The organism is Actinophytocola xanthii, from assembly GCF_001921205.1.
In the GTDB taxonomy this organism is placed as follows: Bacteria; Actinomycetota; Actinomycetes; order Mycobacteriales; family Pseudonocardiaceae; genus Actinophytocola; species Actinophytocola xanthii.
Genome location: NZ_MSIE01000135.1, coordinates 1 through 12,962, shown reverse-complemented (window position 1 = coordinate 12,962; position 12,962 = coordinate 1). Strand labels below are relative to the sequence as shown.

Below are 12,962 nucleotides of genomic sequence, written 5' to 3'. Positions count from 1 at the left end.
GCCGCCGGCGCGGCGGCACGACGCACCAGCCCGCGCAGCAGCGGCGCCACGGTGTCCCGCCCGGCGGCGGTGTCCAGGCGGGCGGGCACCAGGGCGGGGTCGGGTCCGGTCAGCGCCGCGTCGAACAGCGCCAGGGCGTCCGGTGTGGACAGGCCGAGTACGCCGGAGCGGGTCATCCGCTCCCGGTCGGCCGCGCCGAGGTGGCCGGTCATGCCGCTGCGCTCGGTCCAGTAGCCCCAGGCGAGCGAGGTGGCGGCCAGGCCGGCGGCGCGGCGGTGGTGGGCGAGCGCGTCGAGGAACGCGTTGGCCGCGGCGTAGTTGGCCTGCCCGGCGCCGCCGAGGGTGCCCGCCGCCGAGGAGAACAGGACGAACGCGGCGAGGTCGCGGTCGCGGGTGAGCTCGTGCAGGTGCCAGGCGGCGTCGACCTTGGCGCGCAGCACCCGGTCGACCTGCTCGGGACGCAGCGCGGTCACCACGCCGTCGTCGAGGACCCCGGCCGCGTGCACGATGCCGGTCAGCCGCGGGATGCCGGCGAGCACCTCCGCCAGCACGTCCCGGTCGGCGGCGTCGGCGGCGACCACCCGGATCTCGGCGCCCAGGTCCGCGAGGTCCCCGATCTCCCCGCCGCCGCGGCTGACCAGCACCAGCGACCGGACGCCGTGCACGGTCGCCAGGTGCCGGGCGACCAGCCGGCCGAGCGTGCCGGTGCCCCCGGTGACCAGCACGGTCCCGTACGGGTCGAGCGGGCGCGGCAGACGCAGGACGAGCTTGCCGGTGTGCCGGGCCTGGGCCAGGGTGCGCAGGGCCTCGGTGGCCTGCCCGACGTGCCAGGCGCGGGTGGGCAGGTGGTGCAGCGCGCCCGCGGCGAACAGCGCGAGCACCTCGGTGAGCATCTCGCCGATCCGGTCCTGGCCGGCGTCGCTGAGGTCGAAGGCCCGGTAGCCGGGAACCTCGTCCGGGTCGCGCAGGTCGGTCTTGCCCATCTCGAGGAAGCGGCCGCCGGGGGCGAGCAGGTCGACCGAGGCGTCGACGAACTCGCCGGCGAGCGAGTTGAGCACCACGTCGACGCCGCGGCCGCCGGTGCCCGCGCGGACGGTGTCGGCGAACGCGAGGTCGCGCGAGGAGGCGAGGTGGGACTCGTCGAGGCCGGTGGCGGCCCACTTGCCCGGGCTCGCGGTGCCGTAGACCTCCGCGCCGAGATGCCGGGCCAGCTGCACCGCGGCCATGCCGACCCCGCCCGCCGCGGCGTGCACCAGCACGCTCTCCCCGGCGCGCAGGCCGGCGAGGTCGCACAGGCCGCGGTAGGCGGTGAGGAACACGATCGGCACCGACGCGGCCTGCTCGAAGCTCCAGCCCTCCGGCATCCGGGCGACCGTGCGCCGATCGCTGACCACCAGGGGCGCGAACGCGCCGGGAAACAGCCCGAACACCCGGTCGCCCGGCGCGAGGTCACCGACGTCGGCGCCGACCTCGGTGACGACGCCGGCGCCCTCGCTGCCCATCACCCGCTCGCCGGGCACGACGCCCAGCGCGAGGACGACGTCGCGGAAGTTCAGGCCGGCAGCACGCAGCTCGATCCGCACCTCGCCCGGGCGCAGCGGCGCGATGGCCTCCGGCGCGGCGACGGTCGTGAGGTCCTCGAGCGTGCCCCTGCGGGTGACGTCGAGCCGGGTGCCGGGGGTGGGCACGACGGGGTCGGCGACCCGGGCCAGCCGCGCTCGGCGGGCCTGCCCGTCGCGGACGGCGAGCTGCGGCTCCCCGCTGGCGAGGGCGGCGGGCAGCGCGGCGAGGGACCGGTCGGTCCCGTCCAGGTCGACCAGGCCGAACCGGTCGGGGTGCTCGGTCTGGGCGGACCGCACCAGGCCCCAGACCGGCGCCGTCCCGAGATCGGGCACGTCCTCCTCGGGTCCGGCGGCGACGGCCCGTTCGGTGAGGAACACCAGACGCGAGCCGGCGAACGTGGGCTCGGCGAGCCAGGACCGGAGGAGTTCGAGCGCCTGGTGGGTCAGCGCGTGGGCCGCGGCGACCGGGTCGGCCGCCGCCTCGGGCAGGCGGGCGAGCACGACCTGCGGCGGGTCGGTGAGCGCGGCGAGGTCGGCGGCGGAGGTGACGGTGGCGGTGCGTGGGGCCGCGCCGGCCGGTTCGTCGGGCAGCGCGGTCCACTCCACCCGGTGCAGCGCGTCCGGCCGGGCCGAGACGCCGGTCACCGGGCGCAGCACCAGGCTCTCGACCGACGCGATCGGAGTGCCGTGCTCGTCGGCGACCAGGACCGACACCGCACCAGGGCCGACGGAGCGCAGCCGGACGCGGGCGGCGCGAGCGCGGGTGGGCGCGAGCTCGACGCCGGTGAGCGCGAACGGCAGCTGGCGGCCCTCGAGGCCGAGCACGCCGAGGCCCAGCGGGTGCAGGGCGGCGTCGAGCAGCGCGGGGTGGACGGCGAACCCGTCGGTGTCGACCCCGTCGGGCAGGGTGACCTCGGCGTGGACCGTGTCGCCGGTGCTCCTGGCCGACCGCAGGCCGCGGAAGGCGGGGCCGTAGGCGAAACCCGTTCCGTCGAGCCGGGCGTAGTACCCCTCGACGGGCAGCGCGTCGCCGGCGGGTGGTTCGGCCGGCGCGGGGAGTCCGGCCGACTCGGTGAGGCGGCCGACCGCGGCCCTGGCCCAGGCGGCGGCGCCGGCGGCATGGTGGACGGTCACCGGGCGGCCACCGGTGTCGTCGGGGGCGCCGACCGCGACCTGGACGCGGACCTCGCCGTGGTCGGGCACGGGGATCGGGGCGTGCAGGGTCAGCTCGGCGAGGCGGTCGCAGCCCAGCTGGCGGCCCGCGTGCAGGACGAGGTCGGCTGTCGCCACGCCGGGGAGCAGGACCCGGCCGTCGACGGCGTGGTCGGCGAGCCAGGGGTGTGCGGCCACGGACAGGGTCCCGGTGAGCAGCAGCCCGTCGTCGGCGGCGAGCTCCACCGCGGCGCCCAGCAGCGGGTGGCCGCCGGGCCGCAGCCCGACGGCGGTCAGGTCACCGGGCGCGGCGTCGCCGGTGAGCCAGTAGCGGCGGCGCTGGAACGGGTAGGTCGGCAGGTCGACGCGGCGGGCGGCGGGGAACAGCGGGCGCCAGTCGACCGCGACGCCGCGGGTGTACGCCTCGGCGAGCGAGCGCAGGAACCGGGTGGGTCCGCCGTCGTCGCGGCGCAGGGTGCCGAGCACGGCGACCTCGCGGCCGGCGGCGTGTGCGGTCTCCTCCACGCTCGCGGTGAGCACCGGGTGCGGGCCGATCTCGACGAACACGCCGTGCCGGGCGCCGAGCAGGGCGTCGGTGGCGGTGGCGAACTCCACCCGCTCCCGCAGCGAGCGGTACCAGTAGCCGGCGTCCATGGTCGTGGTGTCGACGCGGGTGCCGGTGACCGTCGAGTACAGCGGCACGGCGGCCGGGCGCGGGGTGACCGGGGCGAGTTCGGCGAGCAGCCGGTCGCGGACGGCCTCGACGTGCGCGGAGTGCGAGGCGTACCCGACCGGGACGCGCTTGGCGCCGGGGACGGCGGCGAGCACGGCCGCCACGGCCGCCACGTCGCCGGAGACGACGGTGGTGTGCGGCCCGTTCACCGCGGCCACCGACAGCCCCGCGATCGCGGGCACCTCGTCGGCGGGCAACGGGACCGAGACCATGCCGCCCAGCCCGTCGATCTCGGTCAGTGCCCGGCTGCGCAGGGCGACCACGCGCGCACCGTCCTCGAGGGACAGCGCACCGGCCACACATGCCGCGGCGATCTCCCCCTGAGAGTGGCCGACGACCGCGGCCGGCCGTACCCCGTGGCGGATCCACAGCGCGGCCAGCGAGACCATCACCGCCCACAGGGCGGGCTGCACCACGTCCACCCGCGCGAGTGCCGCCTCGTCGGCGAGCACCGCACGCAGGTCCCAGTCCACGAAGGACGACAACGCCGCGGCGCACTCGTCGATCCTGGCGGAGAACACCGGGTCGTCGAGCAGCTCCAGGCCCATGCCCACCCACTGCGCACCCTGGCCGGGGAAGGTGAACACGGCGCGGTCGGCGTCCGGTACGACGGTGCCGCGGACGAGCCCGGGCGCGGCGCCGTCCTCGGCGAGCGCGGCGAGGGCGGTCCGGAAGCCGGCGGTCTCCTCGGCGAGCAGGACAGCGCGGTGCGGCAGCGCGGCGCGGGCGGTGGCGAGCGTGAACCCCACGTCGTCGGCCCGGTGGTCCACCTCGGACAGGAGGCCGCCGAGGTCGGCGAGTGCCTCGGCGGTGTGCGCGGCGAGCGGCCACGGCAGCACGCCGTCCGGGTTCTCCCGCGGCTCGGGCTCCACCTCGGCGACCTGCTCGAGCACGACGTGCGCGTTCGTGCCGCTGGCCCCGAAGGAGGACACCGCCGCCCGGCGCGGGCGGTCCACCTCGGGCCACGGCAGGGTGCGGGTGGCGAGCTCGATCGCGCCGGCGGACCAGTCGATGTGCGGGGACGGCTCGGCCACGTGCAGGGTCGCGGGGACGACGCCGTGGCGCAGCGCGGAGACCACCTTGATCACCCCGGCGACGCCGGCGGCGGCCTGGGTGTGGCCGAGGTTCGACTTCACCGAGGCCAGCAGCGCCGGCCGGTCGCGGCCCTGCCCGTAGGTCGCGAGCAGCGCCTGCGCCTCGATGGGGTCGCCGAGCGGGGTGCCGGTGCCGTGCGCCTCCAGGAGGTCCACGTCGGCGGGGGTGAGGCCGGCGGCCGCGAGCGCGGCGGCGATCACCCGTTCCTGGGCCGGGCCGTTCGGTGCGGTGAGCCCGTTGGAGGCGCCGTCGGAGTTCACCGCGGAGCCGCGCAGCACCGCGAGCACCGGGTGGCCGTTGGCGCGCGCGTCGGACAGGCGTTCGAGCAGCAGCAGGCCGATGCCCTCGCCGGCGCCGAACCCGTCGGCGGACGCGGCGAACGCCTTGGACCGCCCGTCGGGGGCGAGGCCGCGCTGGCGACTGAACTCCACCAGCAGCCGCGGCGTGGACATCACGGTGACCCCGCCGGCCAGCGCGAGCGAGCACTCCCCCTGGCGCAGCGAACGGGCGGCGAGGTGCAGCGCGACCAGCGCCGAGGAACAGGCGGTGTCGATCGTGACCGCGGGGCCCTCCAGGCCGAGGGTGTAGGCGACGCGGCCGGAGGCGATGCTGCCGGCGCTGCCGTTGCCGAGGTAGCCCTCGAGCCCCTCGGGCACGGTGGTGACCCGGCTGGCGTAGTCGTGGTACATGACCCCGGCGAACACGCCGGTGCGGCTGCCCCGCAGCGACAGCGGGTCGATGCCGCCGCGTTCCACGGTCTCCCAGGCCACCTCCAGCAGCAGGCGCTGCTGCGGGTCGGTGGCGAGCGCCTCGCGCGGTGACATGCCGAACAGCTCGGCGTCGAAGTCCCCCGCGTCGGCGAGGAACCCGCCCTCCCGGACGTAGGTGCGGCCCGGCTGGTCGGGGTCGGGGTGGTACAGCGCGGCGAGGTTCCAGCCGCGGTCGTCGGGCAGCGGCGCGACCGCGTCGCGGCCCTCGCGCACCAGCCGCCACAGGTCCTCCGGCGAGCGCACCCCGCCGGGGAAACGGCAGCCCATGGCGACAACGGCAATCGGCTCGGCGGCCCGCGCGGTCTCCTCGTCGAGGCGGCGGCGGGTGGTGCGCAGCTCGGTGGTCACCCACTTCAGGTGCTCGCGGAGTTTGTCCTCTGTGGTGGTCACGACTTCCCGAACTCCTGCTGGATGAGGTCGAACAGTTCTTCGTCGGAGGCATCGGCCAGGTCCTCGGCGTCCCCGTCGGCCGGGGACCCGGCCGACGGTTCGTCCCAGCCGGCGAGCACGGCACGCAGCCGCACCGCGACCTCGGTGCGCAGGTCCGCGTCGACCCCGGCGAGCACGCGGTCCAGTTCGGACAGCACGGCCGCCTCCGGGGTGGCGGGTGCGAGGCGGCTGCCGACGTACGCGGCGAGCGCGGTCGGCGTCGGGTGGTCGAACACCAGCGTCGCCGGCAGCCGCAGGCCGGTGACCGCGGCGAGCCGGTTGCGCAGCTCGACAGCGGTCAGCGAGTCGAATCCGAGCCTCGTGAACGGGTGTCCCGGCGGGACGGCGTCCAGGTCCGGGTGGCCGAGGACGGCGGCGGCCTGGGTGCGCACCAGGTCGACCAGCGCGTTGTCGCGTTCCTCCGCGGACAGCGCGGTGAGCCGGGTCGCCAGGTCGGCCGGCTCCTCGCGCCGGGCCCCGCGCCCGTTCACCGCGGGCGGTCGGACGAGGCCGCGCAGCAGGGCGGGCACCGCCTCGGGTCGGCGGCGGGTGGCGGTGTCGAGGTCGGCGGTGACGACCACCGGCCGGTCGGCGGCGAGCGCGGCGTCGAACAGCGCGAGGCCGTGCTCGACGGAGAGTGGCCGCAGACCGAGCCCGGCCATCCGGTGCAGGTCCGCCTCCCCGAGGTGGGCTGTCATGGCGCTGCGCTCCTCCCAGAACCCCCAGGCCAGTGCGACCGCCGGCAGCCCGGCGGCGCGGCGGCGGGTGGCTGTCGCGTCGACGACGGCGTTCGCGGCGGCGTAGTTCGCCTGCCCGGCCGAGCCCAGCAGGGCCGCGGCGGAGGAGAACAGCACGAACGCGGTCAGGTCGCGGTCGCGGGTCAGCTCGTCGAGCGCGAGGGCGGCGTCGGCCTTGGGGCGGAGCGCGGTGTCGAGGCGTTCCGGGGTGAGCGCCGTGACGACGCCGTCGTCGAGCGCTGCCGCGGCGTGGACGACCGCGGTCAGGTCGTCGATCCCGTCGATCAGCGCGCGCAACGCCTCCCGGTCGGCGACGTCGCAGGCCACCAGCCGCACGGTCGCGTCCACGTCGGACATGTCGGGACCGGTGCCCGAGCGGCTGGCGAGCACGAGCGAGCGGACACCGTGGCGGGTGGCGAGGTGTCGGGCGACGAGCCCGCCGAGGGTGCCCGAGCCGCCGGTGACCAGCACCGTCCCGTCGAGCTTGAGCGTGCCCGGGGACGCCGTGCCCCGCGCCAGGCGGGGTACCAGCGTGCGCCCGTCGCGGACGGCCAGCTCGGGCTCGTCCAGGTCGAGGACGGCGGCCACCCGGTCCGGGGCGGGCGTGTCGACCAGCAGGAACCGCCCGGGGTGTTCGGACTGGGCGGAGCGCACCAGCCCCCAGGCGGCGGCGGCGCCCAGGTCGCGCACCGCCTCGCCGGGCCGGGCGGCGACGGCGCCGTCGGTGACGACCACGGCGACCGTGCCGTCGTCGAGGTCGAGGTGGGACCGCACCAGGCGCAGGGCCTCGGCGGCGACCTCCCGGACGCTGCCGCCGCCGAGGCGGTGTGTCCGCGAGCGGGAGACCGGGGCGGAACGCGGCGGTGCCGGCGTCCACTCCACGTGGTGGAGCCGCGCCGCGACGAGCCCGGCGGTGGAGACCGGCCGCAGCACCAGTGCCTCGGCCGAGAGCACGAGCGCACCGTCGGGGTCGACGGCGGTGACGGCGACGCCGTCCCGCACGGTGTCGGAGCGGCGCAGGTGGACCCGCACGGTGCGAGCGCCGGTCGTGCCGTGCCGGACGCCGTGCCAGGCGAACGGCAGCCGCGGCACCCCGTTCCGCTGGGTGACGACGCCGGTGCCCACCGGGCGTAGCGCGACGTCCAGCAGCGCCGGATGCAGGGCGAACGCGCCGGCGTCGGCCAGCTCGGTGGTGGCCTCGGCGTACAGCTGGTCCCCCACCCGCCAGGCCGCGTGCAGCCCCTGGAACGCGGGGCCGTACTCGTATCCGGCGGCGGCGAGCTGGTTGGCCAGCTCGTCGAGATCGAGCCGGGTAGCGCCGGGCGGCGGCCACGCCGGTGGCGCCTGTGGTTCGCGCGGCTGGACCGACAGGGCTCCGGTGGCGTGGCGGGTCCAGGGCTCGTCGGCCTCGCGGGAGTGGACGGCGACCGGACGGCGGCCGGTGTCGTCCTCGCCGCCGACGGTGACCTGGACGGTGACCGGTCCGCCGTCCAGGCGCAGCGGGTTCTCCAGCACCAGCTCGTCGAGGTGGTCACAGCCCGCTTCTGCCGCGGCCCTGGCCACCAGCTCGACGAAGGCGGTACCGGGCAGCAGGGTGACGCCGGCGACGGCGTGGTCGGCGAGCCAGGGGTGCCGGTCGAGCGAGAGCCGGCCGGTGAGCACCAGGCCGTCGCCCTCGGCAAGCCGGGTGGCGGTGTCGAGGAAGGGGTGGCCGAGGTCGCCGCCGTGGCGTGGCGCGTGCGGAGCGAGCCAGAACCTGGTGCGCTGGAAGGCATAGGTGGGCAGGGTCGTGATGCGGCCGGCGGGCAGGACGGGGGTCCAGTCGACGGGGACGCCGTGCGCCCACGCCTCGGCCAGAGCAGCATGCACCCGCGGCGGACCACCCTCACCCCGGCGCAGCGTCGACACCACCACCCCGTCCTCGATCCCCACCACCAACACCGGGTGCGGACTCACCTCGACGAACACCCGTGAGCCCAACGCCTCCACCACCGACGCGAACCGCACAGTCTCCCGCAGATTCCGATACCAGTACCCCGCGTCCAACACCGACTCCCGCTCCCCCGTCACCGTCGAGTGAAACGGAACCCCCGGCTCCCGCACGACGATCTCGGCCAGGTCAGCCAGCAACCGATCACGAATCCCCTCCACCTGAACCGAATGCGACGCATAGTCCACCGGAATCCGCTTCGCCTCCGGCACCAGGGCCAACACAGCCTCAACCGCCGCGGTCGAGCCCGAGACCACCGTCGTCCGCGGCCCGTTCACCGCCGCCACCGACAACCCGTCCACCGCCGGAACGTCCTCCGCTGGCAGAGGCACCGAGACCATCCCACCCAGACCAGCGATCTCCCGTAGCGCCCTGCTGCGAAGTGCCACGACCCGGGCACCGTCCTCAAGCGACAAGGCACCCGCCACACACGCCGCCGCGATCTCCCCCTGGCTGTGACCGACGACGGCCGCCGGCTCCACCCCGTGGTGGCGCCACACCGCGGCCAGGGACACCATCACCGCCCACAACGCCGGCTGCACCACATCCACCCGCGCCAACGCGGCCTCGTCCCCCAGCACCTCCCGCGCATCCCAGTCCACATAGGAAGACAAGGCGGCAGCGCACTCGTCGAACCGGCCCGCGAACACCGGATCCTCCAGCAGATCCACCGCCATCCCGACCCACTGCGACCCCTGCCCCGGGAACACGAACACCACGCGGTCGGCGTTGTCGACGACCTCGCCGCGGACGACGTGGTCGGCCGGGTCACCGGCGGCGACCGCGGCGAGCCCGCCCCGTGCGGCGTCCGGGTCGCCGGCGAGCACGACCGCGCGGTGGGCGAGCGCGGCGCGGCCGGCGTGCAGCGTGTGCGCCACGTCGGGGAGGACCGCGTCGTCGGACAGGTGGTCGTGCAGTGCCCGGGCGTTGGCGCGCAGCGCGGTGGGCGTGCTCGCCGAGAGCACCAGCGGCACCGGGGCGGGCCGGGTCGCGGGCGGTTCCGGTGCCGGATCGGGGCTGTGCTCGAGGACGGCGTGGGCGTTCGTGCCGGTGCCGCCGAAGGAGGAGACGGCGGCGCGGCGAACCGGGCGCTCGTGGGGCCACGGGCGGGTCTCGGTCATCAGCTCGACCCCGCCGGCGCTCCAGTCCACGTGCGGGGTCGGCTCGTCGATGTGGAGGGTGCGCGGCACGACGCCGTGCCGCATCGACATCACGGCCTTGATCACCCCGGCCAGCCCGGAGGCGCCCTGGGTGTGGCCGATGTTGGACTTCACCGAGCCGAGCAGCAGCGGGGTCGCGCGGTCCCGCCCGTAGGTGGCCAGCACCGCCTGTGCCTCGATCGGGTCGCCGAGCGCGGTACCCGTGCCGTGCGCCTCCACGACGTCCACATCGGACGGAGTGAGGCCGGCGCTCGCCAGCGCCCGCGCGATCACCCGCCGCTGTGCGGCGCCGTTGGGGGCGGTGAGGCCGTTCGAGGCGCCGTCCTGGTTGATCGCGGAGCCACGGACGACGGCCAGCACCGGGTGTTCGCGGCGGCGGGCGTCGGAGAGGCGCTCCAGCAGGAGCACGCCGACGCCCTCGCCCCAGCCGGTGCCGTCGGCGGCTGCCGCGAACGGCTTGCACCGCCCGTCGGGGGACAGCGCGAGCATGCGGCTGAACTCGATGTGCCCTGCGGGGGTGGCGTTGACCGCGGCGCCACCGGCCAGCGCGAGATCGCACTCCCCCTGGCGCAGCGACTGCGTCGCCAGGTGCAGTGCCACCAGCGACGACGAGCACGCGGTCTCGACGGTGACCGCCGGTCCCTCCAGCCCGAGGGTGTACGCCACCCGGCCGGACACCGCGCTGGGCAGATTGCCGAGCGACAGGTGGCCGGCGACGTCGGCCCGCTCGGAGTGGCCCCCGGCGCCGTACTGGGCGTCGGCGGCATAGCCCTGGTAGTAGGTGCCGACGAACACGCCGGTCGCGCTGCCGCGCACGCGGTCGGGGGCGATGCCGGCCCGCTCGAACGCTTCCCAGGAGGTTTCCAGCAGGAGCCGCTGCTGCGGGTCCATGGCGAGCGCCTCGCGCGGCGAGATGCCGAAGAACGCCGCGTCGAAGTCGGCGACGTCGTGCAGGAAGCCGCCTTCCCGCGCCGACGACCCGCCGTCGGCCGGGTCGGCGGCGAACAGGGTGTCCAGGTCCCAGCCACGGTCGGCGGGGAAGGGCCCGATCGCGTCGACCTCGCCGACGACGAGGCGCCACAGGTCCTCCGGCGAGCCGACCCCGCCGGGGAAGCGGCAGCTCATCGCGACGATGGCGATCGGCTCGTCGGACGCCGCCTTCTGGGTGGCCGTCGGCGTCTCGTCCCGGCCGCCCGCGAGGAACGCGGCGAGCGCGGACGCGGTGGGGTGGTCGAACACGAGCGTGGCGGGCAGGGACGTGCCGGTCGCGGCGGCGAGGCGGTTGCGCAGCTCGACGGCGGTCAGCGAGTCGAAGCCCAGCTCCCGGAACGGCCGCTCGGCCGGCACCGCGTCGGGCGAGGCGTGGCCGAGCACGGCGGCGGCCTCGGCGCGGACGAGGTCGAGCGCGGCGTGTTCCCGTTCGGCCGGTGGTCGGTCGGCGAGCGCGCCCGTGGCCTGCGGCGGGGCGGGTTCGGCGGCGAGTTCGCGTACCTCCGGCACGGACTCGATGAGCGGACGCCGGCGGGCCATCGTGTAGCCGGGGGCGAACCGGGGCCAGTCCAGGTCGGCCACGACGACCGCGGTCTCGTCGTGCTCGACCGCCTGGCGCAGCGCCGCGAGCGCGTCGGCGGACGGCATCTCGCGGACCCCGCGGGCGCGGAGCTGGTCGCGCACCTCGCCGTGGGCCATACCGCCGGCCCAGGCACCCCACGCGATCGAGGTGGCGGTCCGGCCGGTGGCGCGTCGGCGTCGGGCGATCGCGTCGAGCGCGGCGTTGGCCGCGGCGTAGGCGGACTGCCCGCCGCTCCCCCACACGCCGGCGCCGGAGGAGAACAGCACGAACGCGTCGAGGTCGGCGTCGGCGAACAGCGCGTCGAGGTGCTCGGCGCCGACGACCTTCGCGGCGGTGAGGTCGTGCAGGTGGGCGGAGGTCAGCTCGGTGACCGGGAGGTCGACCTGCGCGACGCCGGCCGCGTGCACCACGGCGGTGATGTCGTGCCCGGACACCAGCTCGGCGAGCGCCGCCCGGTCGGTGACGTCGCAGGCGGCGACGGTGACCTCGCAGCCGAGCGCGCGCAGGTCGGCGGCACCGGGCGTGTCCTGGCCGCGTCGTCCGGTCAGCAGCAGGTGGTCGACGCCCTGGTCGGCGAGCCAGCGGGCAACGTGCGTTCCGAGGCCGCCGAGCCCGCCGGTGACCAGGACGGTCCCCCGCGGGCGCCAGGGGCGGCGGGGGGTGCGGTCGCCGAGCGGGGCGCGGACCAGGCGACGCGCCGCGAGCCCGGTCGGACGGACCGCGAGCTGGTCCTCGCCGTCCAGTCCGGACAGGGCGGCTGCGACCGCGCGACGGGCCCGGTCGTCGAGGGTGTCGGGCAGGTCGAGCAGGCCGACCCAGCGGCGGTTCTCGAGGCCGGCGGTGACGCCCAGGCCCCAAACCATCGCCTGCTCGGGGTCGGTGTCGGCGCCGGTCGTGGCGAGCCAGACCGGGAACGCGCTGCCCTCGAGCCGGTGGAGCAGAGCGACGGTGTCACCGAAGCCGAGCAGCGACAGCAGGCCCGCCGGTTCCCGCTCGGGCAGTTCCCCGGTCCACGGCGCGACCTCGGCGCCGTGCTCGGTGAGCGCGGCGACCAGCTCCTCAGGCGCCTCACCGGCGAGGAGCCAGTGTCCGCGGAGGACGGCGGCGGGAGGGGTGAGCGGGCGCCACTCGACGCGGTAGCGCCAGGCGTCGGTGGGCGGGCCGGCGACGCGGGCTGGGGTGGGCAACAGCCAGTAGGAGGAGCGCTGGAACGGGTAGGTGGGCAGCGGCACGCGGCGGGCGCCGGGGTAGAGCGGGCGCCAGTCGACGGGGACGCCGTGCACCCAGGCCTCGGCCAGAGCAGCATGCACCCGCCGCGGACCACCATCACCCCGGCGCAGCGTGGTGACCACGACCGCGTCCTCGATCCCCACCGCCAAGACCGGGTGCGGACTCACCTCGACGAACACCCGCGAGCCCAGGCCCTCCACCACCGACGCGAACCGCACCGTCTCCCGCAGGTTCCGATACCAGTACTCCGCGTCCAACACGGACTCCCGCTCACCGGTCACCGTCGAGTGGAACGCGACCTCCGGCTCGCGCGGCACGACCCCGGCGAGATCCGCCAACAGCCGGTCACGGATCCTCTCCACCTGAACCGAATGCGACGCGTAGTCCACCGGAATCCGCTTCGCCTCCGGCACCAACGTCAACACGGCCTCGACCGCCGGGAGGTCCCCCGACACCACAGTGGACCGCGGCCCGTTCACCGCCGCCACCGACAACCCCTCGACCGCCGGAACCTCCCCCACCGGTAGCGGT

Annotated in this window: 2 protein-coding genes; both read right to left on the bottom strand. The window is 76.4% G+C overall.

Annotation, left to right across the window (positions count from 1 at the left end; translation table 11 throughout):
• Nucleotides 1-5,702, bottom strand: a 5,702-nt coding sequence (locus tag BU204_RS36970; RefSeq protein ID WP_158073575.1) for a type I polyketide synthase, incomplete at its 3' end; no start/stop codon positions are given.
• The coding region (locus BU204_RS39775) for a type I polyketide synthase (protein WP_075130446.1) at nt 5,699-12,962 on the bottom strand (7,264 nt) is incomplete at its 5' end. The genes BU204_RS39775 and BU204_RS36970, both read right to left, overlap by 4 nt.